Source organism: Acinetobacter sp. GXMZU3951 (assembly GCF_054457875.1).
In genome coordinates, this window is sequence record NZ_JBTLFO010000003.1 from 31,170 (window position 1) to 57,425 (window position 26,256).

Here is a 26,256-nt window from a genome sequence, read left to right on the forward strand (position 1 = left end):
CATCCCTACATCTAGAGATAAGTTCAAAATCATATGGCGATTATAAATGCACTTAGATCAAGCAACCCTTCCTGTTCCTCAGTTTGATCACATTCAGCTTAGCGAATTAAAACAAAAAATCGAACAAGCCATTCAACACGGTCAGCAGTTTTTAGCAGAATTAAGTACGGTTCCCGCTCAGCATCAAGCGCAACTTGATGTCTTAACTGAAGTTGATGAACTGGAAAATAATATGAGCGAGTCATGGGGTATTTTGTCCCATCTCAATGCGGTAATGAACAATACTGAAACGCGCGAGCTGTATCAGTCCTTACTCCCTGCCCTCAGTGAATATTACACGGCTCTAGGACAACACACCGTACTGTATCAGACCTATCAACATGTGCATGATGCCCCCGAGTTTGCGCAACTTGCTGTAGCACAGCAAAGTGCCATCAAGCTGGCATTACGTGATTTCAAACTGTCAGGGGTGGCGTTAGAAGGTGAAGCGAAAAAACGCTATGCTGAAATTTCAGCTCGCTTATCGCAACTGTCTTCCGACTTTTCCAATCATGTCTTGGATGCTTCTCAAGCCTATTTTAAACCTTTAACCGAAGAACAGCTTAAAGGTTTACCTACAAGCAGCATTGAACTATTAAAACAGTATGGTCAGCAACGTGAGCTCGATCAGGCCGTAGCCACTTTGGATATTCCCGCCTATTTGGCGATTATGACTTATGCGGAAGACCGTGCCCTGCGGGAAGAGTTGTACCGTGCCTACACCACGCGTGCCTCAGACCAAGCCGAGCAAGCTGAATTTGACAATACTCCAGTGATGGAAGAAATCCTGAGCCTGCGTCAGGAGATGGCACAATTGCTCGGTTTCAACAACTATGCCGAACTCTCCCTCGCCAGCAAAATGGCACCTGATGTCGATAGCGTAGCCCAATTTTTGGTTGAGCTGGCACAACATGCCCGCGCACCTGCAGAACGTGAAATTGCAGAATTAAAAGCCATTGCCCTGCAAGATGGCATTCAAGCATTACAGCCATGGGATACCAGTTACTATTCAGAAAAACTCAAGGTGCAGCAATTCAATCTTTCGCAAGAAGATTTAAAACCGTATTTTCCAGCCCCGAAAATCATTCAAGGTTTATTCAGCATTGTCGAACGTTTGTATGGCATTCAAATCATTCAACGTGAAGCCCCTGTCTGGCATCCTGATGCCCAGTATTTTGAATTAGAAGACCAAGGCAAAGTGCTGGGTGGCTTCTATTTCGATTTATACGCACGCAATGGCAAACGTGGTGGTGCATGGATGAGCGGCTTCCGTTCCCGTATGCAAACCGCACAAGGCTTACAAAAACCGATTTGCTACATGGTCTGTAACTTTACCCCTCCGATTGCAGATCAGGCAGCCTTACTCACCCACGATGAAGTCACGACTTTATTCCATGAATTTGGACACGGCTTACACCATATGCTGACTGAGGTCGACCAGATCTCTGTGGCAGGGACCCATGGCGTGGCTTGGGATGCAGTGGAATTGCCAAGTCAGTTTATGGAATTTTGGACATGGGACAAGGAAAGCTTAGATTTACTCAGTGAGCATATTGAAAGCAAAGCGGTTTTACCGGACTCGTTACTCAAAGCGTTACTCGATGCCCGCTTCTTCCAGTCAGGTATGCAGACTCTACGTCAAATCGAATTTGCCTTATTTGATCTCAATATTCACCGCGCCCATCTGGCCCTGAATGCTGCTGGGATTCAAACAACGCTCGATCAGATTCGACAGCAATATGCCGTTGCTCCGACTACGGCTTATAACCGCTTCCAGCACAGTTTTAGTCACATTTTCGCAGGTGGTTATGCAGCGGGCTATTATTCTTATAAATGGGCGGAAGTTTTAGCCAGCGATGCCTTTGATCGTTTCGAACAAGAAGGCATTTTTAATACTGCGACTGGCAAAGAGTTCCGTCAGTTTATTCTAGCAGTTGGCGGAAAAGATACAGCACTTGATGCATTTATCAATTTCCGCGGACGTGAACCAAAAATAGATGCATTATTACGTCATCAAGGTTGGACGAACGCTGATAAAACCGCTTAAACTACGTCATTATTGTTCACAGGGTGTAATTAACTGACATGAAAAGACAGTTCATCGCGGGCGCAAAATGCCCTAAATGTGGTGCGTTAGATCGTGTGGTTAAGTTCACTACTGTGGATGACGAGTGGATTGAATGTATCGACTGTGCATATTCAGAAAAGCGTCCGACCCATGTCGAACCTGCTGAGCCTGAACATCCAGACGAAATTGGGGTCATTCAATTCCAACCTCGTCAGCCCAAATAACGACAAGGTTTCAGTCATGACGCTAGATCAAAGACAAAATTCAAAACTTTTAATGGGGATCATTGCAGGACTCACCGCAGTGGTGGCAATTTTTTTAGCCTACCAGTGGATGACTTCGGCTCAACCAAAGCATGAAATCGAACAGCCACCTGTGGCTAGAGCCGCTCAGCCCGCCGAGAAACAAGCTGTGCCTGTAGCGGAACAGGCTGCGTCTACAGCAAGCGCAATAGGAGCTGAACCTCCTGCTCAATTGGTCGATGAAGCCATTCTCAAACAAGATATTCCGCAAAATACGTCTTTAGCCAAAGAAGAAATCGCCAAACTGGATGACATTCAGGTCCAACTGAATGAGCAAGAACAAATGCTCAAAGCTCAACATAAAGATGCTGATGATCTGATTGCCTTAAAAGAAGAACAAATTAAATTGCTGGAAACACAGCTGGCACAAGCCCAGTAACCTCCCTTCAAAATTCGGTTAGCTTTGCATAGAGCTAACCGAATTGAAGCCAAAAATCGGTCTGAGATCGCTTTCAATACCAGTCCCTCCTTAAGTCACCCACACACCTGTTTTTACCTACTTGCTTTACAGACCAGTCTACTAATCAGGATGGCTGTTGGAAATATGCCGACATGCAGCGGTACGCAACCGCTTCAATCCATTGGTTAAAGTTCATTTAAGCTTGGTCACTATGCTTGATTTAGAGCTGGCCGTTATAGCCAGAAAGCATTTAAGATCGGTACAAGGATAGACACAAGTTCACTTCCACCAATAGTCTAAGTGCATGTCTTAACTCTCGACTTTTTCTATACCAATCACTGCTGAGCATTCTTTGCCCATGCTTTTGCATCAATTGAGGACTTGAAAACCGAGCTAATGTTTTTAAGCGCCATTTTTTTTAAAACCTCAAAAAAATAAAGCACCCTAGGGTGCTTTATGGCATCGCAATTGACTTTTACTGATACCAGCCAAACAGTTTAAATAGGTAAGGCACATAGGCAATAATCAGCATGGCAGGGAATAACACCAGCAATGGCAAGATCCAGCGTTCATAACGATAATAGAAAGATTGATGTCGTACTTCTGCATCTGCCTCTGCTACTTCTGCATCACCAATCGACTGACGTGCCAACAAATGATTGAGAGCTACAGGCGGGGTCACATAGCCCAGCTCAAAACCAATTAAGGTAATCATCCAGAAATGCACTGGATGAATGCCATATTGATAAGCCACAGGAGCAACCGTTGCCGAGATCAGAATCACGGCGCCAAACGGATCCATAATCATCCCCACCACAATCATCAGCACCACAATCAGGCTAATCACCAAATAGATACTGGCAATATCGGTTGGGAACATACTCATGACTTCTATGCGTTCCAAGAAGCCTCCCACACTAACCGACAACGCCATCAGAATGACTAACGCGCCAATATGTCCAACTGTCTCGCTGGTGGAAATATGCAAAGCTTTCCAGAAACCAACTTGACGCATTGGATCAAGTTTTTCTGAATGGGCAACCGCATGATTAACAGCGAGTTCATCTGCCGTGGTCGCCGCATGCATACTTTCACGATACTCAACGCTCCCTGATAATGCTGCCCCAGCCAATGCTGGTGGAGTTTGCGTACGATAAGGAACATCAAGCGTTTCATCCCAATGTCCCACGGCCTGAATAGGTGCAGGTTCATGACGTAATTTATCGTAGAGCACCATAATCAATAAAATAATTGGCATCATCACAGGCGCGGTAAATTCATTGAGATCTGTAGATAATGCATATTTATAAAACAGCCAGATCAGTACAAAAATCAAAATATACGGCATGACTGGTGCAAGCGCACGGAATGATTGAGGTGCTGCTATAGACAACGGTGCAATCCGGAACTTTTGTTCCGCTAGGAATAATGACACCACTAAAAATAAGGTAGAGGTTAATAAGAAGGTATAACTACCGTACTGATAGAGCCAATCTGTAGTGACTTCCTTGTTCAACGAAGCCACCACCACAATGAGTAAACATGGTCTTAACACCACGCCCAGTGAACCCGACATTGCCGTCGCTGCCAAAGCAAATTGGCGACGTCCACCCGCATTCCAGACTTCTTTATAAATAATTGCCCCGGCTGCAATCACGAAAATCCCAGATGCACCGGTATAGGCGGTCGGGAGTGCGGCAGCAATCAGGATTAACCACGTCAGAGTTTCAGGTGCCAGATTCCATGGACGAAGAATATTTAAAAACAGATCCACAATTCGTGTTTGCTTTAATAGCATCCCTGCCCAGATGAATAAGGCAAGATTCAGAAAAATACTGGAGAACTCAACCAGTTGTCCCAAATAAATCCCTTGCCCCATCGGGTAATCCATAAAAAAAGTAAAGGCCACACCGGTAATCACGGCCATATAGGCATACAGCGGCACACTCAGAAAAGCCATGCCCAAACGACCACCATCTTGCGTTACTTGAGGCGGTTTAAATAACTGGAACACACTGATGATCGTCAACAGGCTAAATAAAACCATCCACATCCAGTAAATACTGAACATCTCAGCAGTCATCGGTACACCCGAGTTCTTAACGGAAGAGTACTGACTCAAACTGGAACTCACCAAAAACCCATTGGCCAGTAGCATCAAGACACCATAAACACGGAAATCGATCTTGGTGGTCGGGCTGCGCAAGCCAATATGATGGGTTTTTAAGGTTGTACTGATCGCAGCGAAGACCACCATCAACACCAATAAGATGGCACGATTTTCACTGCCGAATTTGAAAACACCAAAAAATGTGGTCTCAACCGTGCGGTATGCCCTTAAGGTTGGATGTTCTTGCATATGCTGCTGAGCTTTATCATAAAACTGATACTTTTCTTCGCATAAGCCCTGCGCGGCAACAATTGAAGCCCGGACATCCGACTCAGAAGCCGTGCCAAAAATATCTGCAAATTCATCTGCTGCATTGGTTTGCATTTGTGCTTGTACTAAAGCATCAATATTGGGCTGCCGATTACAATCAGGTGGTGTGGGTTCCGCACGAAGAAAAGAATATTGCATGCCTTTTGCTGGGTCACCGTACAGGCTTTCCCCCATACGCAGCAATTGACCATGAATCATTTCTCCTGTGCCGATAATCAGTGTCAGAATCAGCAACACCAAGATCACAAAGGCGGAAATCCATTCAGTCCAAATATATTTAATCTGATCTAGTCCAGATCGTTTCTGTCCGGCATCGTACATGTGCGTTCCTATTTTTTATTTTAATCATCTTCAACAGTGATGTTGTCTTCCTGAATGAATAGGACATCTCCATCTCCTATTCGTATCTTTATTTTCTTTTTCACTCTGCATGTTTTCTGGACAGAAAATAATGACTACTTTGTTTTTCTTTCTGCTTAAAATGTCAACTGCTTAAGGTCGGTGCTTCACAGCCAGTAAATAATACAACCCAGCAATCAACGCCCCCCAAACCGCCCCTAAAAGATGTGCTTCAACCAATACTGGACTGCCGATCAGCTCTGCGGTTCCCGTATTACCGATGGTATTTTCCCAGACCAACTTGATGAAAATTAAGCCTAAAACCCCAGCAGCAAATTTGCGTTCTTTACGGTAGCAGAGATGAATGATGGCAACCGCAACATAGGCCCCATGCAGTACGCCAGATAACCCTGCATAGGCTTCAATGCTGGGATAAAAATAATAAAAGCTCAGACTCATACAGATAGGAAGCAGCAAAAGTAATGCAGCAAAATGCCACACCCTGACATGTGGAAAAATAAAGGGGAAACAAGCAAAGGCCAGCATATTCAACAGATAATGCACCCACCCTACATGCACCCAATGGGCAGTCCAGAGTCGCCAGAATTGAGCCAGCAAGTCGGGACGCCAATAAATAAAATAATCAGAAAAAATCTGTAAACTGGCTGATATTGAAGCGACTAGCGCAATAAAAACCACTTTCCGGGTTAAATCTGGATCATGCATTTTCTTACCCCTCTATGCTTACTTCATTTTAGGGAATAGCAAATATCACATTGATAGATTAGTGATCCGTGGTGCTCGCGGTATCTTCGCTGGCATTAAATAAATCGTCTAATCCTGTGGCATCCTCCTGCTCATCCCAGAAATGGCTCATGCCCTCATCACCAGTGCGTTTACCTGTATGTTCAGTCCAGTAGCGATCGGAAATCCCTTGCACCATACTGGCGGCCATACTATCAATCAGCTTGAATTGAGGGTTGACTGGTTTTTCATCTGAACGAGCGGCTGCAAATTGTTTTAACGCATCTCGAATTTTGGCATCATCCCCACTCGCTTGGGCTGCAACCGCATACAGGGCATGAGGTAATCGCACCCCTTTTTGTTCTCCAATTCGCATGGATTGTTTCAAGGTTTGATACGGATCTGGTTTGCCATCACCCGCGCCTGGCAATAAAGTCCAAATTGCGGCACGTGTTGCTTCGGGTGTTCCCCAGAATTTTTCATTGTTTAAACACACCATACCACGCTCAACAATCGCCGCAATATCTTTAGGTACATTCATCGCACCACCTGAGTTAATGTCATTGGTCATGGCTTGCAAACCACTGAGCATCCCCAGCAAATACACGGTCTGATCTAAATCACTTTTCATTTTTGGGCAGCTTTCACCCAAAGCTTGCTGATACTTCGCTTGCCAGCGCTTTTCTAGCAACTGATAGCCTGTATATTGACGTTGAGCGGCAACCGCAGACCAGCGCTTTTGTTCAATCCGCGCATCTTGTGCTTCCGTAACCTGGCCCGATTTTGATGCCCGTAGATAACGCAATTCTGCCTCAAGCGCTTTATTTTCAGCACATGTTCCAGCCGCAGAATATAATAAAATGGCAATACGGGTTGGATCTGCTCCCATATCTTGGGTAGCCATAATCGCAGGGGTTAAAGCAGTGCCTGAATTGCACACCATGTCTGCATCATCCATGGCTAAAATGGGTGGTACAACGTGCTTTTCACTGAAGCCTAAAGCGACATTTGCACCCGACTTCACCACATGAGAACATCCTGTAAAAACGGTAGTTGTAATCATTAAAATCGCCATACCTTGGCCAATTTTCTGGACTTGCGACATTTTCCTGTCCTCTATCTTTTATTGTTTGTGTCCTTCGCAGTAAACATAGCAGAAGCAATTTGCGAATTAAAGAGTATTTACTCTAATAACAATCTGTACTTTGCCATGAAAAATAAAGAGAAAAATTGACTGTACTCAAACGATTCAGAAATTTTAGGCAAAAAAAAGTAGCATTGCGACGGTTCAGCACATGCTACCTATTAAATGAACGCCCGTAGGGGCTTTATGTTTGTGCAAATCGATCCTTCAGCACTGTTCCTAAATGTCCTATCACAATTGCCAAAACAATCGCGACCATTAGAAACATCCACGTTGGAAACATCATCTCAATTTCCTCGTTTGCTGTTTGGTGGTTTTAATGTACAAAGAAAAGCGAAGGGATGACCAGAAAATTGTCTAACAATTTATACTTTACGCCAATTAATTCAGAAGCTGTCTAACAATGAATTTTATTAATTATATTAATATATTGATTTTTATAAACTTAAACCAAAGTAAACAATCACAAGCTGTCTAACAATCAGAGCATTTTTGCCAATACTTTTAATCTTTTCCAGTCCTGTAAGGACAATTGATCACGCCAAATTACACAGGAATTCGAATGATTCGCTTGAAAATACAAGACAATGTAGTAGTGATGATCCACCACGCGTTGTAAATTGAAACGCTGGACCTCATGTTGCAGATACCCCACTGACCACTCCGTCATCGAATAGGGTTCGAGATAATACAGCCGTGGCTGTTTAAAATGAAATCGCGTTGAAAGCAGCAATAGCATGACAGCGAGCACTGCAAGCCACACTGGCAACAGCATTAGGCAAAAACTCAAAATCAAACTGAGCAGCCCCATTTGAACCGCAATCGCTATACGGCTGCGGTTCAAATAAAAGGCATTCTCAGCCATGTACATAATGCTTTAATTTTACAATCAGGCTTTTAATTTCTGGGCGTGGCGGTTCACCCACTTCCATGAACCAGTCCAATAAATCAGGATCTTCTTGATCAACCAATTCAGCAAATAATGCCTTTTCTTCAGGAGATGCTTTTAAGTAGTAATTTCTGACATAGGGGTCAAAATACACATCAATTTCTTTTAAGCCACGACGCGCACGATAAATTACTTTACGCTCTTCTAGTGTCATTTCTTCGCTCATTGTTAACCCCTTTAGCCAAACAAAACTGACCTAGTTTAACCGAATCACCAATCCTTTTTCGAGCCTTTTGCATGGAATGACGAAATCTATCATTTTTAATATGGAATTGAGCATTCAGCACATTGTTCCCGCCAGCGCATTCTTTTAATTTCAATCTCACAATTATAATTCAAGGATATTATTCACATGCAATCTGCCGCGATTCGACCTTTAGCCCATATGCTGCCACGCCAGTTATTTAACTCAGAACATGAGGCATTTCGTGACACTGTGCGTAAGTTTTACCTGCAAGAAGTCATCCCAAACACTGAAAAATATGAGCAACAACAACATGTTGATCGTGATCTTTGGAACAAGGCAGGTGCACTGGGCTTATTATGTGCCACAATGCCAGAAACCTATGGTGGCTCAGGTGTCGATCGCCTCTACAGCATGATTCTGATTGAAGAACAAGCCTATGCCATGGACTCTGCAACAGGTTTTTCCCTCCACTCCGATATTGTTGCCAATTATATTTTAAACTTTGGCAATGAGGCTCAAAAACAGCATTGGCTCCCTCAAATGGCATCTGGTGAAGTGGTTACTGCGATTGCCATGACCGAGCCAGGTACAGGTTCCGATTTACAGGCTGTACGTACCACCGCGCTATTGGATGGTGACGATTATGTCATTAATGGTTCCAAAATATTTATCACCAATGGCTACCTGTGTGACATGGTGATTGTGGTCTGCAAAACCGGAAACAGTGACAAAGGCTCGGCCAATTTATCGCTGCTACTGGTCGAAGCAAATCGTGCAGGTTTTAGTAAAGGCAAACCGCTGAATAAGATTGGCATGAAAGGACAAGATACCTGCGAATTATTTTTTGATAATGTCCGCGTCCCGAAAGAGAATTTATTGGGTACTGCAGGCATGGGCTTTATGATGTTGATGAAAGAATTGGCATGGGAACGTATGCTGGTCGCGATCATTTGCCAAGCTGGTACTGAAGCCGCTTTTGCGCATACTGTGCAATACACCAAAGACAGACATGCGTTTGGTCAACCGATTGCCAGCTTTCAAAATACCAGATTTAAGCTAGCCGAACTTCGTACTGAAATTGATATTTGCCGTGCCTATTTGGATGGATGTATGCAACAGCAATTACAAGGACAACTCGGGGTAGATGCCGCAGCAGCAGCCAAATACAAGATTTCAGAGCTGTATTCCAAAGTGGTCGATGATTGCTTACAGCTGCATGGCGGCTATGGCTATATGCTGGAATATCCAATCGCACGTGCCTATATTGATAACCGTGCTAATCGCATTTATGCCGGCACCAATGAAATTATGAAAGAACTGATTTCCCGCACCCTGTAATTTTTCTAACCGCATAAAAAAGGAGCTTGAGGCTCCTTTTACTTTCATCATCCACTAAGAGACCAATTTCGGCTTCCGCTGATCATGAGGCAATACTTTTTGAAATTTCAATACCGAATCTTCAAAAGTGGCCTGCTTCAACGCCTTACGGTCTGCCAGATAATTATTGCTCACTTTCCAAGGTGCATGTTTGCCTTGCTTAGGCATCACATTGGCGGCACGCGCAATATATCCAGAAGTGAGACTTCCCATCACAGTGTCTTCCAACAGTTCGGACTGATCTCCTTGAGGAATGACCTGTACATAGCCTTTCTGATCCATGTAATTTATTAAACGGCAAATATAGTCCGCAGCAATATCCACTTTTAAAGTCCATGATGCATTAATATAGCCAATAATCATCGCCATGTTCGGTACATCACTGACCATCACGCCCTGATAAAGCATATGTTTCGACGTATCGATCGGCTGACCATCTAAAGTGACTTTAATGCCGCCCAGAATCTGAATCTCCAGTCCTGTCGCAGAAACAATAATATCCGCCTCAATCTGTTTACCCGATTTTAACAACACCCCAGTTTCAGTGAAGCGTTCAATTAAATCCGTTTCAACACTCGCTTGACCTGAACGTAAAATCTTAAATAAATCACCATCAGGCACCACACATAAGCGCTGATCCCAAGGATTATACGTCGGAGTAAAGTGCTTCATATCCACTTTACCCTTGAGTTGGTATGCAATCGACTTTAATAAGAATTTACGCAGTAATTTGGGTTGCTTCTGGGCTAGGGCATAAATACCTCGTTGCATGCCGATATTTCGGGCACGCGTGAGTTTGTAGGCAACATCCTCAGGCAGGTATTTACGCATCTGATCATAAACAAAATCAACAGAAGGTACAGAAGCAATATAAGTCGGTGAGCGTTGTAACATGGTCACATGGGCGGCACCACCTTTGGCCATAGCAGGCACCAAAGTAATCGCTGTAGCACCACTACCGATAATCAGGACCTTTTTCCCGCGATAATCCAACTTTTCAGGCCAATGCTGTGGATGAATAAATTCACCTTTAAATTCAGGCTGATTTGGGAATTTAGGCTGATAACCATGTTCATAGTTATAGTACCCCGTACAACCTAAAATAAAATTCGCGATCCAAGTCTGTTTCTTTTTCTTATGGTCTTCAATTTCAACCACCCATTTCTGGATCTCAGAATCATAATTAGCTGAAAGCACGTTATGTTGAAAGTGAATTTTAGATAAGAGACGAAACTCCTCGACTACTTCGGACAAATACCCCTTGATTGCGGCACCATCAGCCAACACACTGGATTGCTGCCAAGGCTTAAAATTATAGCCAAAGGTCGACATATCCGAATCAGATCGAATGCCTGGATATTTAAATAAGTCCCAAGTGCCACCAATACTGTCACGACGCTCAATAATTTCGTAAGAGCGATTTGGATTATTTTTAGATAAATGGGCTGCTAAACCAATGCCTGAAATACCAGCACCAATAATCAATATATCAATTTGCTTTTCCATGTTGTTTTTATAACCCTACGAATAATACATTTTTATTAAAACACAATTCTGACAATGATAAATGTCAAGTTGAGTTAAAACATCGATAAAACGTATCATTTCGGGACATCATTCAATTTTGTCTAACAACAGACATTAAAAAAGGTCGGTTAAAAACCGACCTTTTTTTAAGAACAACTGAATAGCTCTACGAAATTATTTAACTTCGCGATCTACTAGTTCAACGTAAGCCATCGGTGCAGCATCACCCGCACGGAAGCCCGCTTTAAGAACACGTAGATAACCGCCGTTACGTTCTTTGTAACGAGGGCCAAGAACGGTAAATAATTTACCAACAGTTGCTGCTGAACGAGTACGAGCAAACGCTAAACGACGGTTTGCAACAGTATCGTTTTTAGCTAAAGTGATTAAAGGCTCAGCAACGCGGCGTAATTCTTTAGCTTTAGGAACAGTAGTTTTAATTAACTCGTGTTCGAACAAAGAATTAGCCAAGTTTTGGAACATCGCTTTACGATGACTGCTTGTACGGCCTAATTTCACACCACTATTACGATGACGCATGGTGATAGTCCTACTAAATTAACGGCTACGATAGGCGAAACGATCGTCCATACGGAGACTAGCTGGTGGCCAGTTCTCTAAACGCATGCCGAGTTGTAAGCCTTTAGAAGCCAGAACATCTTTGATCTCAGTAAGCGATTTCTTACCAAGGTTAGGAGTTTTGAGTAACTCAACCTCAGTACGCTGTACAAGATCACCAATGTAGTAAATATTTTCTGCTTTTAAACAATTCGCAGAACGAACAGTAAGCTCTAGATCATCTACTGGACGAAGCAAAATTGGATCAACTTCTTCACGAGGTTCTTGAGCAACAGGAGCTTGATCTTTCTGAAGGTCAACAAAAATTGCAATTTGTTGTTGCAAGATTGTTGCCGCTTTGCGGATCGCTTCTTCAGGATCAACTGTACCATTAGTTTCAAGATCAATGATCAGCTTATCAAGGTCAGTACGTTGTTCTACACGCGCATTTTCTACGATGTAAGACACACGTTTGATTGGGCTATAAGAAGCATCTAACTGTAAACGACCCACTGGGCGAGTTTCGCCTTCTGGGAAACGTGAGTCAGAAGTCTCATAACCACGGCCTTGAGCAACCTTAAGGCGCATTTTTAATGAGCCAGTTGCACTTAATGTACCGATCAAGTGTTCAGAGTTAACCACTTCAACATTATGAGGTAAACGAAGGTCAGCAGCAGTTACGTCGCCAGGACCTTGTTTTTCTAATGTCAAATAAGCTTCATTTTGATCGAACAGCTTAATAGACAATCCTTTCAGGTTCAGCAAGAGCTCGACGATGTCCTGCTGCAAGCCTTCCAAGGTACTGTACTCGTGCTCGACACCTTCAATTTCAACTTCAACCACAGCTGCGCCAGGTAAAGAAGAAAGAAGGATGCGACGTAAAGCATTACCAAGAGTATGACCAAAGCCACGCTCTAATGGTTCTAGAATAACTTTTGCCGAGGTCCCGCTAACCGCTTCGACCTTGATCGCTTGCGGAGTTAGAAACTCATTTGCAGTACGCGTCATATTGCTACCTCAAGGATTATTTAGAATACAATTCTACAATCAAGCTTTCGTTGATTTCAGCAGGTAAATCAGAACGATCAGGTGCAGCTTTGAACGTACCTTCTAGCTTAGAATGATCAACTTCCATCCAAGCAGGAATACCACGTTGAGCAGCTAATTCAATTGCGTTTTTGATACGTAATTGTTGTTTAGCACCTTCGTGAACTGCAATTACATCACCCGCTTTTACTTGGATAGACGCAATGTTAACACGACGACCATTCAAAGTAATGCTACGGTGAGATACGAGCTGACGAGCTTCTGCACGTGTAGAACCAAAACCCATGCGATAAACAACGTTATCAAGACGGCTTTCAAGCAATTTCAACAAGTTTTCACCTGTTGCGCCTTTAACACGAGCAGCTTCTTTATAGTAGTTACTAAATTGACGCTCTAAAACACCGTACATACGACGTACTTTTTGTTTTTCACGTAATTGTAGTGAATACTCAGATTGTTTTGCACGGCTCTGACCATGTTGGCCAGGAGCTTTAGCATGTTTTTTAGTCTTAACGTCAAATGGTTTAACGCCAGATTTTAATTGCAGGTCTGTCCCTTCGCGGCGAGAGAGTTTGCATTTTGGACCAATATAACGAGCCATGAATGTTTCTCCTTACACGCGACGTTTTTTAGGTGGACGGCAACCGTTGTGCGGGATTGGAGTCACATCGGTAATGCTGTTAATTTTATAACCCACTGCACCTAATGCACGAACCGCAGACTCACGACCAGGACCAGGACCTTTTACAAGGACGTCCAAGTTTTTCAAACCGTAATCTAAAGCAGCTTTACCAGCAACTTCAGCAGCTACCTGAGCAGCAAACGGAGTTGATTTACGTGATCCACGGAAGCCTTGTCCACCTGAAGTAGCCCAAGCCAATGCATTACCTTGACGATCAGTGATCGTTACAATGGTGTTATTAAAAGAAGCGTGAATGTGTGCGACACCTTCAGAGACGGTACGAGTGACCTTCTTGCGTGCGCGAGTATCTTTAGCCATCTTTTAGCTTCCAGAAATCTTATTTCTTAATAGGTTTGCGCGGACCTTTACGGGTACGTGCGTTAGTTTTGGTGCGTTGTCCGCGGACAGGCAAGCTGCGACGATGACGAAGACCACGGTAGCAGCCTAAATCCATTAAACGTTTAATGTTCATGGAAATTTCGCGACGTAAGTCACCTTCGGTAGGAACCTTAGTAACTTCTGCACGAATCGCATCAAGCTGAGCATCATCTAATTCACGAATCTTTGTAGTTGGCGCGATACCTACAGCAGCTAAGATGTTCTTAGCAGTGTGGCGACCAATACCAAAGATATAAGTGAGAGAGATAACAGCATGCTTGTTATCCGGAATGTTTACACCGGCAATACGAGCCATTCAATTTTCTCCAAAAAGGCAGTAGAGATAATCAACCGCCCCACAAAAATCTTGAGGGGCGGATAATAACCTAATTAGCCTACTGAAATCAACAGGTCTTGATCAGATTAACCTTGACGCTGCTTATGACGAGGTTCTGCGCTGCAAATTACGCGAATAACCCCATTACGACGGATAACTTTACAGCTACCACAAATTTTCTTTACAGAAGCTTGTACTTTCATGATGAAACCTCTAAGTGCGCTTATCCCTTCGGATGAGCAGTCGTTTTTCTCATTAACGTTTGACTATCATATTGATGAGATGTGAGGTGTGCTTGCAATTGCGCCATGAAATCCATAACCACAACAACAACGATCAGCAAAGAAGTACCACCTAAATAAAAAGGTATACCAAAAGAGCTTTGCAAAATCATTGGCATTAAACACACGATCGTAATATAAATCGCACCAATAAATGTCAAACGATTGAGAATATGATCTAAATAACGAGCAGTTTGCTCACCTGGGCGAATACCAGGCACATAAGCTCCGCTGCGTTTTAAGTTTTCTGACACTTCTTTAGGACTAAATACTAGCGCCGTATAAAAATAACAGAAAAAGATAATTAACGCACCAAAGAGCACCAAATACAACGGCTGTCCAGGCGACAATAAAAGTGCCAAATCTTGTAGACCGCGCTTGATTACACCTGCACTCGGATCTGAACTACCTACCCATTGTCCCAGACTGGCTGGAAACAACAATAAAGAGCTCGCAAAGATCGCTGGAATCACACCTGCCATATTAATTTTTAATGGCAAATGCGTTTGCTGTGCAGTAAATACACGACGACCCTGCTGTTTTTGGGCATAATTTACTGGAATGCGTCGTTGCGCTTTCTCAATAAATACAATTGCTGCTAACACCGCCAATGACAACAAGCCAAAAATTACCAAGCCAATTAGACTTGTTTGACCGTTATCTACCGATGAAATGGATTGCATAATTAAATTAGGTAATCCAGCAACAATACCAGCGAAAATGATCATGGAAATACCATTACCCACTCCACGCTCAGTAATTTGTTCACCCAACCACATTAGGAACATGGTACCTGCAACCAATGAGGTTACAGCAGGCACATAGAAAGCCAAACCAGATGACAGGGTAATTCCTTGACTGATCAGACCTGCACACATACCTGTCGCCTGCACTAAAGCTAACAGCAACGTACCTTGACGTGTATATTGGTTAATCTTACGCTTCCCTTGCTCACCTTCTTTTTTCAAAGCTTCTAGTGATGGAATCACTGTCGACATTAACTGCACAATAATGGATGCAGAAATATACGGCATAATTCCCAAGGCAAGAATAGACATTCTTTCTAATGCACCACCTGAAAACATGTTAAACAAACCAAGGATCGTACCTTGGTTTGCATTAAAAAGATTTTCAAGTGCAGCATTATTAATGCCCGGTACTGGAATATGCGCTCCTAGTCGAAAGACCAACAATGCACCAAATAAAAACATCATTCGGCGAATAATTTCACGGTATTTCACGTAAAATGGTTGCCCTTTCATCATGTGAACATGACCTGAAGAACTAGGAGACATAGACACTCGCGATTACTCCTCGACTTTGCCGCCAGCAGCTTCAACAGCAGCTTTAGCGCCTTTAGTCAATGCAACACCTTGAACAGTGAATGCACGAGTAATTTCACCAGAAAGTACGATACGAGCACGAAGCATATCTTTACGTACAACATTCGCTGCTTTTAAAGTTTCAAGTGAAACGATATCACCTTCAACTTTAGCAAGCTCTGATAAACGTACTTCAGCAGTTTTTAAAGCGATTTGGCTAGTGAAGCCGAATTTAGGCAAACGACGATATAACGCAGTTTGACCGCCTTCAAAGCCTGGACGAGTACCACCACTTTTACGTGAGTTTTGACCTTTGATACCGCGACCACCAGTCTTACCAACGCCAGAGCCGATACCACGACCAACGCGAAGATTTTCGCGTTTAGCACCTTCTGCAGGTGCAAGTTCATTTAAACGCAGAGTCATGGCTTATTCCTCTACACTAACCATATAGTAGACTTTGTTGATCATACCGCGGTTAGAAGGCGTATCTTGCACTTCTACAGTATGACCAATACGACGCAGACCTAAACCTTGTAAGCAAAGCTTATGATTCTTCAAGCGATGCGAAGCAGATTTAGTCTGGGTAACTTTAATCGTTTTCATGATTATTACCCTTGAATTTGTTCTACAGAAAGACCACGTTTAGCAGCTACTTTCTCTGGAGAAGTCATATCACGCAAACCTTTGAAAGTTGCGTTTACAACGTTCGCAGCATTTGTAGAACCGTAACATTTAGCAAGTACGTTTTGTACACCAGCAGCTTCAAGAACAGCACGCATAGCGCCACCAGCAATTACGCCAGTACCTTCAGAAGCAGGTTGCATGTACACACGGCTTGCACCATGACGAGCATTCACAGGGTGTTGTAAAGTAGTACCAGCAAGGTCTACAGTAATCATGTTACGACGTGCAGCTTCAAGTGCTTTAGAGATAGCAGCTGGAACTTCACGCGCTTTACCACGACCGAAACCTACACGACCATTACCGTCACCCACAACAGTTAATGCTGTGAAAGAGAAGATACGACCACCCTTAACAACTTTGGCAACACGATCAACGGCTACCAGCTTTTCAACAAGACCTTCGTTTTGTTCAACTTTAGCCATGATTAGAACTCCAAGCCGTTTTCACGAGCAGCATCAGCCAAGGCTTTGATACGACCATGATATTTAAAACCAGAACGGTCAAACGCAACTTTAGTAATACCAGCTGCTTTAGCACGTTCTGCGATTAAAGCACCTACTTTAGTCGCTGCTTCGATATTACCAGTTGCACCAGCACGTAAAGTAGCATCTAAAGTTGAAGCTTGCGCTAAAACTTTGCCACCATCTGCTGAGATAACTTGAGCATAGATGTGACGCGGAGTGCGGTTTACACACAAACGAGTCGCACCCAATGCACGAATGTGCAAGCGTGTGCTTTTCGCACGACGCAAACGGGATTGTTTCTTTTCGTTCATAAGAACCTCGCGCCTTATTTCTTCTTAGCTTCTTTACGAAGTACAACTTCGTCAGAATAACGAACACCTTTACCTTTATAAGGCTCTGGCGGACGGTAACCACGGATATCTGCAGCAACTTGACCTAAAGCTGCTTTATCAGCAGATTTAAGGATAATTTCAGTTGCCGTAGGAGTTTCAGCAGTTACACCTTCAGGAAGCGTATAGTCGATCGGGTGAGAGAAACCAAGGTTAAGGTTAACAACGTTACCTTTAACCGCAGCTTTATAACCAACACCGATAAGTTGTAACTTACGTTCGAAGCCTTCGCTAACACCTTTTACAAGGTTGTTAAGCACAGCGCGAGCAGTACCAGCCTGCATCCAAGCGTCTTTCGACTCAGCTTTTGGAGCAACAGCTACAATACCGTCTTCCTGTTTAAGCTCGACCAGCGCATGCAGGTTGAAAGACAATGTACCTTTACTGCCTTTCACTTCGACCTGCCGGCCGTTCTGAGTAACTGTAACACCGTTAGGTACAGTTACTGGGGCTTTAGCCACACGAGACATGAGGAATCACCTATTAAGAAACAAAAGCAATAACTTCACCACCAACGCCTGCAGCACGTGCAGCGCGATCAGTCATGATGCCTTTGCTTGTAGAAACAATTGCAATACCTAAACCTTGCTTAACGCTCGGAAGTGCATCTTTACCGCGATATTGGCGAAGACCTGGACGGCTTACGCGCTTCACAGTTTCGATAACTGGCTTGCCTTCGAAATATTTTAAAGTGATGGTCAAAGTAGCTTTGCCTTCAACTTCAGCAACTTCTACGTTTGAAACATAACCTTCTTGTTGAAGTACGTTAGCAATTGCAACCTTCAACTTAGAATTAGGCATAGAAACTGCTTGTTTCTTAGCCATTTGTGCGTTACGAACACGAGTTAACATGTCGGCAACGGTATCTTGCATACTCATTTATAGTCGCTCCTTACCAGCTTGCCTTAACAACGCCCGGTACATCACCTTGCATTACTGTGTCACGTAATTTGTTACGGCTTAAACCGAACTTACGGAAGTAACCATGAGGACGACCAGTTAAACCACAACGGTTACGAAGACGCACTGGAGACGCATTACGTGGTAATGCTTGTAACTTCATCATCGCTTCGAAACGCTCTTCGTCGCTTGCATTTACATTTGCAATCGTCGCTTTTAATTCAGCACGTTTTGCAGCAAATTTAGCAACTGTCTTTTCGCGTTTCAATTCGCGATTAATCATACCTTTCTTAGCCATATCGACCTCTTATTTGAACGGGAAGCCGAATGCACGCATAAGCGCACGGCCTTCGTCATCGGTGCGAGCAGTCGTAGTAACGGTAATATCCATACCACGAATACGATCAATCTTATCGAAATCGATTTCAGGGAAAACGATTTGCTCTTTAAGACCCATAGAGTAGTTACCACGACCGTCAAATGATTTCGAAGAGAAACCACGGAAGTCACGGATACGAGGGATCGCAATAGAGATCAAACGGTCTAAGAATTCGTACATGCGTTCGCCGCGTAAAGTAACTTTACAACCGATCGGCCAACCATCACGGATTTTGAAACCAGCGATTGATTTACGAGCTAATGTAAGCACTGGTTTTTGACCAGCAATTGCTTGCATATCAGCAAGAGCACCATCAAGGAGTTTCTTGTCAGCAGCTGCTGCACCAACACCCATATTGATCGTGATTTTAGTGATGCGTGGAATATCCATCACATTTTTAACGCCTAAAGTCTCTTGTAACTGAGCTTTAAGTTCGTCATTGTAACGCGTTTTAAGTCTGGCCATTGCCTTCTCAACCTATTACTTCGCTACCGCCACTGATTCACCATTTGATTTGTAAACGCGAGTTTTCACGCCTTCAATCACTTGGTAACCAACACGGTCAGCCTTTTGGGTTGTAGCATTAAAAATTGCCACATTAGAGATATGAAGCGAAGCTTCTTGTGTAACGATAGCGCCTTCAGCGCCTGTTGCACGGTTCGGCTTTTGATGCTTCTTAACCAAGTTAAGGCCTTCAACCATAACACGGTCATTAGAAACTGACAGAACAGTACCCTGTTTGCCTTTTTCCTTACCTGCGATCACAATTACTTGATCGCCTTTTTTAATCTTAGCCATGAGTGCCTCTTATAGAACTTCAGGAGCCAATGAAATGATTTTCATGAACTGTTCAGTACGAAGTTCACGAGTCACTGGTCCGAAAATACGAGTTGCAATCGGCGCTTTGTTGTTGTTCAAAATAACAGCTGCGTTATCGTCGAAACGAATCACAGAACCATCTGGACGACGGATACCGAATTTTGTACGAACTACAACAGCATTCATCACGTCACCTTTTTTAACACGTGCGCGCGGAATAGCTTCTTTTACAGTAACTTTAATAATATCGCCAACTGAAGCATAACGACGATGCGAACCACCAAGTACTTTAATACATTGTACGCGGCGGGCACCACTGTTGTCTGCTACGTCGAGCATAGTTTCGGTTTGAATCATTGCCCTACTCCAAAACCGTGCATCACCGGTCGCAATTTCGAAAGGCTCAAAGAGTACTCGAAATTGACCGATGATGCAAGAACGTTTAATTACTCAGCAGCTGCTTCAACAACTTCAACTAAAGTCCAAGACTTAGTTTTAGAAATTGGGCGGCTTTCTTTGATTGTCACAACGTCGCCTAATTTAGCAGTGTTGTTCTCATCATGAGCATGTAATTTAGTTGAACGGCGGATTGATTTGCCATACAACGGGTGTTGAACACGACGTTCGATAAGCACAACAATAGACTTGTCCATTTTGTCGCTTACTACTTTGCCGGTTAACGTGCGGACTGTTTTTTCACTCATTGTCCGTTCCCCTGTTTTTCGGTAAGGAGGGTCTTAATACGAGCAATTGTCTTGCGAGTAAGTGCAACTTCGTGCGACTTACCCAATTGACCAGTTGCTTTAGCCATACGAAGACGGAATTGGTTAAGCTGTTGCTCATCAAGCAAAGCTGTCAACTCTTCTACCGACTTTTCACGTAGATCTTTAGTTTTCATTACATTACCGTCCGAGTCACGATAGTGGTTTTAAACGGAAGTTTAGCAGCAGCAAGCTTGAAAGCTTCAGTTGCTAATTCATCGTTCACACCTGCCATTTCGTACAGGATCTTACCTGGTTTGATTTCACAAACCCAGTATTCCACGTTACCTTTACCGTTACCCATACGAACTTCTAATGGCTTTTCAGTAATTGGTTTGTCTGGGAATACACGGATAAAGATCTTACCACCACGCTTAACACGACGGCTAATGGTACGACGCGCAGCTTCAATTTGACGTGAAGTCATACGACCACGTTCAGTTGCTTTAAGCGCGATTGAACCAAATGATACTGTACTACCACGGTGCGCAAGACCAGTGTTACGGCCTTTTTGCACTTTACGGAATTTGGTACGTTTAGGCATCAACATGGATTATTCTCCCTTGTCAGCAGCACGGTCGTTACGACGTCCACGACGTTGTTCTTGACCTTCACCACGACCACGACCGCGTTTAGCTGGACGCTCTTCAGCTGGAGCTGGGTTCATGACTTGTTTCATGCCACCCAAGATCTCACCACGGAAGATCCAAACTTTAACACCAATCGTACCGTAAGTAGTTTCAGCACGCATAGTTGAGTAGTCGATGTCTGCACGAAGTGTATGCAAAGGTACACGACCTTCACGATACCATTCAGTACGAGCGATCTCTGCACCACCTAAACGGCCAGAAACTTCAACTTTAATACCTTTAGCACCAGCACGCATAGAGTTTTGTACCGCACGCTTCATAGCACGACGGAACATCACACGCTTTTCTAATTGAGAAGCGATTGCTTCAGCAACTAAACGAGCATCTAAGTCTGGACGATCGATTTCATTGATGCTTACTTGCGCTGGAACACCCATAATGTTGGTAAGTTCGCGCTGTAATTTCTCAATGTCTTCGCCTTTTTTACCGATTACGATACCAGGACGAGCAGTGCTAATAGTAATTTTAGCAGCGCCTGTTGGACGTTCGATAAGAATATTGCTCATCATTGCGTTCTTAAGTTTTTTAGTCAAAAACTCACGAACTTGCAAATCTTTAAGCAAGTATTCAGCGTATTGTTTCGGATTCGCATACCAGTTAGCGTTATGACGTTTCACAACACCTAGGCGGATACCGATTGGATGAACCTTCTGACCCATATCAAACCCCTACCTTAACGGTGATGTGACAAGTACGCTTAGTAATACGATCTGCACGGCCTTTAGCACGTGGCATAATACGTTTAAGGCTCATGCCTTCATCAACGTAAATCGTAGAAACTTTAAGGTCGTCTACATCTAAACTGTTATTGTGTTCAGCATTCGCAATTGCAGATTCCAATGCTTTCTTAACTAAAACTGCAGCTTTCTTGTTGCTGAAGTTTAAGATATTAAGCGCGTGAGCAACTGATTTGCCACGGATAAGATCTGCAACCAAACGAGCTTTCTGTGCCGAGATAGCGGCACCGCGTAATTTAGCAGTTACTTCCATCATAGCACCTATTAACGTTTAGACTTCTTGTCAACACCGTGACCACGATAGGTACGAGTTGGCGCGAATTCACCTAGTTTGTGACCAACCATGTGTTCAGTAACAATTACTGGAACGTGGTTACGGCCATTATGTACAGAGATTGTTAGACCAACAAAATCCGGGAGGATCATCGAACGACGTGACCAAGTCTTGATCGGCTTACGGTTGTTAGCAGCTACTGCAGCTTCAACTTTAGCGAACAAGTGCGCATCGACGAATGGACCTTTTTTCAATGAACGAGGCATTAGTCAGATTCCTTTACTTGACGCGACGATCGCGAATAATCATCTTAGTCGTACGCTTGTTGGTACGTGTCTTGTACCCTTTAGCTTTTTGACCCCATGGGCTTACAGGTTGAATACCTTTGTTACGCCCTTCACCACCACCGTGTGGATGGTCAACTGGGTTCATCGCCATACCACGTACGGTAGGACGAACACCACGCCAGCGTGCAGCACCAGCTTTACCTAGTGAGCGAAGGTTGTTTTCTTGGTTAGAAACTTCACCTAATACAGCGCGACATTCAACGTGAACTTTACGCATTTCACCTGAACGAAGACGGATGATCGCATATGAACCGTCACGACCCAACAACTGAACAGAAGCACCAGCAGAACGTGCTAATTGAGCACCTTTACCGATTTTAAGTTCGATGTTGTGAAGAGTAGAACCGATAGGCATATTACGAAGTGGCAAGCAGTTACCTGGACGAATTGGAGCATCGTTACCAGATTGTACTTTATCGCCAGCACGCAAACCTTTAGGTGCGATGATGTAACGACGTTCACCGTCAGCATACTTCAACAATGCGATGTGTGCAGTACGGTTAGGATCGTATTCGATACGTTCAACTACAGCAGGAACGCCATCTTTGTTACGTTTAAAGTCAACAAGACGGTAGTGCTGCTTATGACCGCCACCAACGTGACGAGTCGTGATGTGACCGTTGTTGTTACGACCACCAGTACGTTTTTTAGCTTCAACCAACGGAGCATATGGAGCGCCTTTGTGAAGGTGGTCATGAACCACTTTCTCAACAAAGCGACGTCCTGGAGACGTTGGCTTACATTTTTGAATCGGCATAATTTTCGTCCTTATTCCGCTGCGCTTTCAGCGGTATCGCCCAAGTCAGCCATTTCTACATCTTGGCCAGCTTTCAGGGTGACGTATGCTTTTTTAACATCAGAACGACGTCCTAATGTTTTACCAAAGCGCTTAGACTTACCTTTAGTGATAGTCGTGTTTACTTTAACCACTTCTACACCAAAGAGTTGTTCAACTGCTTTTTTGATTTCAAGCTTATTTGCATCAAGTGCAACTTTGAATACTTGAACACCAGCAGTCTCACCTAAAACTTGTGCTTTTTCTGAGAATACAGGTCCTTGGAGGACTTGATAGATACGTTCGTTGTTCATCCGAGTTCTACCTCAATTTTCTTAGCAGCAGCAACAGACATAACAACTTTATCGAACGCGATCAAGCTCACAGGATCGATTGCAGTAGCATCAACCACATCAACGTGTGGAATGTTGCGAGCTGCGAGATATAGATTCTCATCTACAGCATCAGTAACGATCAATGCGCGAGTTGCATTCAAGTCGTTAAGTTTTGCAAGCAATTCTTTAGTTTTTGGAGCTGCAACAGCAATCTCTTCAACTAATACAAGACGATCTTGGCGAACAAGTTCAGCTAAGATACATTGCATTGCACCGCGGTACATTTTGCGGTTAACTTTTTGAGACCAATCTTGTGGACGAGCGGCAAAAGTTTTACCACCACCAACCCAGATTGGGCTACGAATAGAACCAGCACGAGCGCGACCAGTACCTTTTTGACGGAATGGCTTTTTACCACCGCCAGATACGTCAGCACGTGATTTCTGAGCTTTCGAACCTTGACGACCACCAGCTAAGTAAGCTGTAACAACTTGGTGTACAAGAGCTTCGTTAAATTCACGACCGAAAGCAACTTCAGACAATTCAACAGCAGAGCCGGAAACAGTTTTTAAATTCACGTTATTTCCCCTCAGGCCTTAATCGTAGGACGAACGGTAACGTCACCACCGGTAGCACCAGGAACCGCACCTTTAACTACTAGAACTGAACGTTCAGCGTCAATAGCAACGATCTCAAGACCCTGAGTAGTTACGCGTTCAGCACCTAAATGGCCAGCCATTTTTTTGCCTTTGAATACGCGACCAGGTGTCTGGTTTTGACCAGTAGAACCTAAAACACGGTGAGAAACCGAGTTACCATGAGTAGCATCTTGGGTACGGAAGTTCCAACGCTTAACACCACCTTGGAAACCTTTACCTTTAGACGTACCAGTAACGTCAACGATTTGACCAACTGTGAATAGATCAACAGTTAGAACACCACCAACTTCACGACCTTCAAGATCAGCTTCTGTAGCGCGGAATTCTTGAACTAGACGACCAGCAGCAACACCAGCTTTCGCAAAGTGACCTTTCTGAGCGTTAGTTACGCGAGATTCGCGACGTTCACCAGTAGTGATTTGAATCGCTTGATAACCATCAGTTTCAAGCGTTTTGATTTGAGTGATGCGGTTAGGATCAACCTCAATCACTGTTACAGGTACAGAAACACCAGCATCTGTAAAGATACGGGTCATACCGCACTTGCGACCGACTAAACCAATAGCCATGTGCATAACCTCTAAAAAAGCGGCCTAATTAACTTTAAAAGCGTTAATTAACCGAAAGCCTTAACCCAAAGCGATCTGAACATCAACACCAGCAGCAAGATCTAACTTCATCAATGCATCAACAGTTTTATCTGTAGGTTGAACGATGTCGATCAAACGCTTGTAAGTGCGGATCTCGTATTGGTCACGCGCATCTTTGTTAACGTGTGGTGATGTTAAAACGTTAAAACGTTCGATGCGAGTTGGCATCGGAATTGGACCGCAAACTTGTGCGCCAGTACGTTTTGCTGTTTCTACGATCTCTTGAGCAGATTGATCAATTAAACGGTGATCAAAAGACTTAAGACGGATACGAATTCTCTGGTTAGACATACCAGTTAACTCCAAGCCAAATATATAAAGAATCACCCTTGACGCATCTCACCTACTGGTAAGTGTCAAAGGCAGTGAAAATCACTAAGGTCATGATCGATGCCACGACTGTCACGATATTAACTACTTTATTCGTAGTTAACCCCTTTCATTAAAGGGTCACTTATTATAGCGATTGTTTAACGCTTAAGCAAATCCATTTTACTTCTTTTGCTCTTTTTTTCATTTTTCTTCCATTTTCAATTGTTTGTTATTTGATCATTACGCGGTTTTCTGCATAACGTATTCAATTGCTTGATTGAGCAACTGATTGCCCTGCAAAAATTGCGTCTTGGCTGACCGTTTTAACTCGCTTTCTGTCTGTACATGCGTCCCTGAAAATAAAGCCAGCTCTTCATCATTTTCTAAAAATAAACTTAATGTTTCGGGAGTAATTTCAGGATGAAACTGGAACCCCAGTACATTTTTACCGATCTGATACATTTGATTTCGGCACACATCATTTTCTGCCAGATGAATCGCCCCCTTCGGAATCTCGAATGTCTCACTATGCCACTGCATGACATTAAAATATTCAGGCAAGGCAAAGCAGTCTTGAGGGACATGTTGTACTTTTCTTACCGTAGTCCACCCCAGTTCCTGTATAGCATTTTTACTCACCGCTGCACCCAAGGCATTGGCAATTAACTGCCCTCCTAGGCACAAGCCTATGGCTGGCTTCCCTAAAGCCAGATAACGCCTGAGCCAACGCTTTTCAATTTTTAACCACGGATAATTGGCCTCATCATTCACACTCATGGTACCACCCATAATGATCAGCAGATCAACGTCTTCGACCTGTGGCAAGGCCTCTATTTCCAAAGGCAGTTCGATGGGTAAGGCAAAAAATTCTGTGGCTGTAATCTGTGCCTGATGTGCTTTTAAATAATCATAACAACTACCGAACCCTTCACCAGCAATATGCTGAAAATAATGTACTTTTAAATGCGACTTCATGCGCTGTAACCTATTGTTGTAG

38 protein-coding genes and 1 pseudogene are annotated in these 26,256 nt (G+C 43.6%); 4 read left to right on the forward strand and 35 right to left on the reverse strand.

Annotated features, from left to right (window positions below; all coding sequences use genetic code 11):
* The first annotated feature begins 46 nt into the window (after positions 1 to 46).
* From ACX17N_RS05920 to ACX17N_RS05930, 3 genes are read left to right on the forward strand one after another with little or no spacing between them, the layout of a single operon-like run.
* Complete coding sequence (locus tag ACX17N_RS05920; protein WP_458891649.1) at positions 47 to 2,086, forward strand: M3 family metallopeptidase; 2,040 nt, start codon at positions 47 to 49, stop codon at positions 2,084 to 2,086.
* A gap of 38 nt (positions 2,087 to 2,124) precedes the next feature.
* A complete protein-coding gene (locus tag ACX17N_RS05925) occupies positions 2,125 to 2,331 on the forward strand; it encodes a YheV family putative metal-binding protein (protein WP_458891650.1) in 207 nt (68 codons plus the stop codon).
* Between the two features lie 16 nt (positions 2,332 to 2,347).
* A complete protein-coding gene (locus ACX17N_RS05930) occupies positions 2,348 to 2,788 on the forward strand; it encodes a hypothetical protein (protein ID WP_458891651.1) in 441 nt (146 codons plus the stop codon).
* Positions 2,789 to 3,284: 496 nt separating this feature from the next.
* Here ACX17N_RS05930 and ACX17N_RS05935 read toward each other — a convergent pair whose 3' ends face one another.
* From ACX17N_RS05935 to ACX17N_RS05955, 5 genes are all read right to left on the reverse strand, one after another.
* Positions 3,285 to 5,570, reverse strand: coding sequence for a TRAP transporter large permease subunit (locus ACX17N_RS05935; RefSeq protein WP_458891652.1), 2,286 nt, complete (start codon positions 5,568 to 5,570; stop codon positions 3,285 to 3,287).
* Between the two features lie 171 nt (positions 5,571 to 5,741).
* Entirely contained in the window at positions 5,742 to 6,314 is a 573-nt protein-coding gene (gene rrtA, locus ACX17N_RS05940; protein WP_458891653.1) for a rhombosortase, read from the reverse strand.
* Positions 6,315 to 6,372: 58 nt separating this feature from the next.
* Positions 6,373 to 7,437, reverse strand: a complete 1,065-nt coding sequence (locus ACX17N_RS05945) for a hypothetical protein (RefSeq protein WP_458891654.1) — start codon at positions 7,435 to 7,437, stop codon at positions 6,373 to 6,375.
* 520 nt (positions 7,438 to 7,957) lie between these two features.
* Complete coding sequence (locus ACX17N_RS05950) at positions 7,958 to 8,341, reverse strand: protein YgfX (protein ID WP_458891655.1); 384 nt, start codon at positions 8,339 to 8,341, stop codon at positions 7,958 to 7,960.
* On the reverse strand, positions 8,334 to 8,591 hold the full coding sequence (locus ACX17N_RS05955) for an FAD assembly factor SdhE (protein ID WP_458891656.1): 258 nt from the start codon (positions 8,589 to 8,591) through the stop codon (positions 8,334 to 8,336). Before ACX17N_RS05955 ends, ACX17N_RS05950 begins: the two co-directional genes overlap by 8 nt.
* A 186-nt stretch (positions 8,592 to 8,777) precedes the next feature.
* Between ACX17N_RS05955 and ACX17N_RS05960 the strand changes: the two genes are divergently transcribed.
* A complete protein-coding gene (locus tag ACX17N_RS05960) occupies positions 8,778 to 9,950 on the forward strand; it encodes an acyl-CoA dehydrogenase family protein (protein WP_458891657.1) in 1,173 nt (390 codons plus the stop codon).
* Positions 9,951 to 10,004: 54 nt separating this feature from the next.
* On the opposite strand, the gene ACX17N_RS05965 is transcribed toward ACX17N_RS05960, so the two are convergent.
* The 30 genes and pseudogenes from ACX17N_RS05965 to ACX17N_RS06110 all read right to left on the reverse strand — a co-directional run bounded on the left by ACX17N_RS05965 (position 10,005) and on the right by ACX17N_RS06110 (position 26,234).
* Entirely contained in the window at positions 10,005 to 11,495 is a 1,491-nt protein-coding gene (locus ACX17N_RS05965; RefSeq protein WP_458891658.1) for a flavin-containing monooxygenase, read from the reverse strand.
* Positions 11,496 to 11,690: 195 nt separating this feature from the next.
* Positions 11,691 to 12,056: a 50S ribosomal protein L17 gene (gene rplQ, locus ACX17N_RS05970; RefSeq protein WP_004974746.1), complete on the reverse strand. Its 366-nt coding sequence runs from the start codon at positions 12,054 to 12,056 to the stop codon at positions 11,691 to 11,693.
* Between the two features lie 18 nt (positions 12,057 to 12,074).
* Positions 12,075 to 13,082 (reverse strand): DNA-directed RNA polymerase subunit alpha, encoded by a 1,008-nt coding sequence (locus ACX17N_RS05975; protein WP_458891659.1) that lies wholly within the window; start codon positions 13,080 to 13,082, stop codon positions 12,075 to 12,077.
* 16 nt (positions 13,083 to 13,098) lie between these two features.
* The gene (gene rpsD / locus ACX17N_RS05980; RefSeq protein WP_038346085.1) at positions 13,099 to 13,722 is read right to left on the reverse strand and encodes a 30S ribosomal protein S4; all 624 of its coding nucleotides are present in this window, start codon (positions 13,720 to 13,722) and stop codon (positions 13,099 to 13,101) included.
* A gap of 12 nt (positions 13,723 to 13,734) precedes the next feature.
* Positions 13,735 to 14,121 (reverse strand): 30S ribosomal protein S11, encoded by a 387-nt coding sequence (gene rpsK / locus ACX17N_RS05985; RefSeq protein ID WP_004281491.1) that lies wholly within the window; start codon positions 14,119 to 14,121, stop codon positions 13,735 to 13,737.
* A 19-nt stretch (positions 14,122 to 14,140) separates the two neighbouring features.
* Positions 14,141 to 14,497 (reverse strand): 30S ribosomal protein S13, encoded by a 357-nt coding sequence (gene rpsM, locus ACX17N_RS05990; protein ID WP_016168588.1) that lies wholly within the window; start codon positions 14,495 to 14,497, stop codon positions 14,141 to 14,143.
* A 107-nt stretch (positions 14,498 to 14,604) separates the two neighbouring features.
* The gene (gene rpmJ, locus ACX17N_RS05995) at positions 14,605 to 14,721 is read right to left on the reverse strand and encodes a 50S ribosomal protein L36 (RefSeq protein WP_000867907.1); all 117 of its coding nucleotides are present in this window, start codon (positions 14,719 to 14,721) and stop codon (positions 14,605 to 14,607) included.
* Positions 14,722 to 14,741: 20 nt separating this feature from the next.
* Positions 14,742 to 16,061 (reverse strand): preprotein translocase subunit SecY, encoded by a 1,320-nt coding sequence (secY, locus tag ACX17N_RS06000; protein ID WP_458891960.1) that lies wholly within the window; start codon positions 16,059 to 16,061, stop codon positions 14,742 to 14,744.
* Between the two features lie 45 nt (positions 16,062 to 16,106).
* Positions 16,107 to 16,547 carry a 50S ribosomal protein L15 gene (gene rplO, locus ACX17N_RS06005; RefSeq protein ID WP_458891660.1) on the reverse strand — a complete coding sequence of 147 codons (441 nt, stop codon included), beginning with the start codon at positions 16,545 to 16,547 and terminating at the stop codon, positions 16,107 to 16,109.
* Positions 16,548 to 16,550: 3 nt separating this feature from the next.
* A complete protein-coding gene (gene rpmD / locus ACX17N_RS06010; RefSeq protein WP_004985357.1) occupies positions 16,551 to 16,727 on the reverse strand; it encodes a 50S ribosomal protein L30 in 177 nt (58 codons plus the stop codon).
* Positions 16,728 to 16,732: 5 nt separating this feature from the next.
* On the reverse strand, positions 16,733 to 17,230 hold the full coding sequence (gene rpsE / locus ACX17N_RS06015; protein WP_273778400.1) for a 30S ribosomal protein S5: 498 nt from the start codon (positions 17,228 to 17,230) through the stop codon (positions 16,733 to 16,735).
* A gap of 2 nt (positions 17,231 to 17,232) precedes the next feature.
* Complete coding sequence (gene rplR, locus ACX17N_RS06020) at positions 17,233 to 17,583, reverse strand: 50S ribosomal protein L18 (protein ID WP_016168591.1); 351 nt, start codon at positions 17,581 to 17,583, stop codon at positions 17,233 to 17,235.
* Positions 17,584 to 17,597: 14 nt separating this feature from the next.
* On the reverse strand, positions 17,598 to 18,131 hold the full coding sequence (gene rplF / locus ACX17N_RS06025) for a 50S ribosomal protein L6 (RefSeq protein WP_458891661.1): 534 nt from the start codon (positions 18,129 to 18,131) through the stop codon (positions 17,598 to 17,600).
* Between the two features lie 13 nt (positions 18,132 to 18,144).
* Positions 18,145 to 18,540: a 30S ribosomal protein S8 gene (rpsH, locus tag ACX17N_RS06030; RefSeq protein WP_016168593.1), complete on the reverse strand. Its 396-nt coding sequence runs from the start codon at positions 18,538 to 18,540 to the stop codon at positions 18,145 to 18,147.
* Between the two features lie 13 nt (positions 18,541 to 18,553).
* Entirely contained in the window at positions 18,554 to 18,859 is a 306-nt protein-coding gene (gene rpsN, locus ACX17N_RS06035; protein ID WP_004754234.1) for a 30S ribosomal protein S14, read from the reverse strand.
* A 9-nt stretch (positions 18,860 to 18,868) separates the two neighbouring features.
* A complete protein-coding gene (gene rplE / locus ACX17N_RS06040) occupies positions 18,869 to 19,405 on the reverse strand; it encodes a 50S ribosomal protein L5 (RefSeq protein ID WP_016168594.1) in 537 nt (178 codons plus the stop codon).
* A 15-nt stretch (positions 19,406 to 19,420) separates the two neighbouring features.
* Positions 19,421 to 19,738 carry a 50S ribosomal protein L24 gene (rplX, locus tag ACX17N_RS06045; RefSeq protein ID WP_044739623.1) on the reverse strand — a complete coding sequence of 106 codons (318 nt, stop codon included), beginning with the start codon at positions 19,736 to 19,738 and terminating at the stop codon, positions 19,421 to 19,423.
* 9 nt (positions 19,739 to 19,747) lie between these two features.
* A complete protein-coding gene (rplN, locus tag ACX17N_RS06050) occupies positions 19,748 to 20,116 on the reverse strand; it encodes a 50S ribosomal protein L14 (RefSeq protein ID WP_001982634.1) in 369 nt (122 codons plus the stop codon).
* An 89-nt stretch (positions 20,117 to 20,205) separates the two neighbouring features.
* A complete protein-coding gene (gene rpsQ, locus ACX17N_RS06055; RefSeq protein WP_016168596.1) occupies positions 20,206 to 20,463 on the reverse strand; it encodes a 30S ribosomal protein S17 in 258 nt (85 codons plus the stop codon).
* Positions 20,460 to 20,657, reverse strand: a complete 198-nt coding sequence (gene rpmC / locus ACX17N_RS06060) for a 50S ribosomal protein L29 (protein ID WP_004650482.1) — start codon at positions 20,655 to 20,657, stop codon at positions 20,460 to 20,462. The genes rpsQ and rpmC overlap by 4 nt, the downstream gene beginning before the upstream one ends.
* Complete coding sequence (rplP, locus tag ACX17N_RS06065; protein WP_458891662.1) at positions 20,657 to 21,070, reverse strand: 50S ribosomal protein L16; 414 nt, start codon at positions 21,068 to 21,070, stop codon at positions 20,657 to 20,659. The genes rpmC and rplP overlap by 1 nt, the downstream gene beginning before the upstream one ends.
* A pseudogene (rpsC, locus tag ACX17N_RS06070) lies at positions 21,064 to 21,829 on the reverse strand (30S ribosomal protein S3). The gene rplP and the pseudogene rpsC overlap by 7 nt, the downstream one beginning before the upstream one ends.
* A gap of 1 nt (position 21,830) precedes the next feature.
* Positions 21,831 to 22,160 (reverse strand): 50S ribosomal protein L22, encoded by a 330-nt coding sequence (rplV, locus tag ACX17N_RS06075; RefSeq protein WP_001982638.1) that lies wholly within the window; start codon positions 22,158 to 22,160, stop codon positions 21,831 to 21,833.
* A gap of 11 nt (positions 22,161 to 22,171) precedes the next feature.
* A complete protein-coding gene (gene rpsS / locus ACX17N_RS06080) occupies positions 22,172 to 22,447 on the reverse strand; it encodes a 30S ribosomal protein S19 (protein ID WP_004775885.1) in 276 nt (91 codons plus the stop codon).
* Positions 22,448 to 22,460: 13 nt separating this feature from the next.
* A complete protein-coding gene (rplB, locus tag ACX17N_RS06085) occupies positions 22,461 to 23,285 on the reverse strand; it encodes a 50S ribosomal protein L2 (protein WP_100241839.1) in 825 nt (274 codons plus the stop codon).
* An 11-nt stretch (positions 23,286 to 23,296) separates the two neighbouring features.
* Positions 23,297 to 23,617 carry a 50S ribosomal protein L23 gene (gene rplW / locus ACX17N_RS06090; protein ID WP_100241840.1) on the reverse strand — a complete coding sequence of 107 codons (321 nt, stop codon included), beginning with the start codon at positions 23,615 to 23,617 and terminating at the stop codon, positions 23,297 to 23,299.
* On the reverse strand, positions 23,614 to 24,216 hold the full coding sequence (rplD, locus tag ACX17N_RS06095) for a 50S ribosomal protein L4 (RefSeq protein WP_016168601.1): 603 nt from the start codon (positions 24,214 to 24,216) through the stop codon (positions 23,614 to 23,616). The genes rplW and rplD overlap by 4 nt, the downstream gene beginning before the upstream one ends.
* A gap of 11 nt (positions 24,217 to 24,227) precedes the next feature.
* Positions 24,228 to 24,866, reverse strand: a complete 639-nt coding sequence (gene rplC, locus ACX17N_RS06100) for a 50S ribosomal protein L3 (protein WP_458891663.1) — start codon at positions 24,864 to 24,866, stop codon at positions 24,228 to 24,230.
* Positions 24,867 to 24,926: 60 nt separating this feature from the next.
* Positions 24,927 to 25,238, reverse strand: a complete 312-nt coding sequence (rpsJ, locus tag ACX17N_RS06105) for a 30S ribosomal protein S10 (protein ID WP_000070912.1) — start codon at positions 25,236 to 25,238, stop codon at positions 24,927 to 24,929.
* Positions 25,239 to 25,499: 261 nt separating this feature from the next.
* The gene (locus ACX17N_RS06110) at positions 25,500 to 26,234 is read right to left on the reverse strand and encodes a type 1 glutamine amidotransferase (RefSeq protein ID WP_458891664.1); all 735 of its coding nucleotides are present in this window, start codon (positions 26,232 to 26,234) and stop codon (positions 25,500 to 25,502) included.
* Between the last annotated feature and the right edge of the window lie 22 nt (positions 26,235 to 26,256).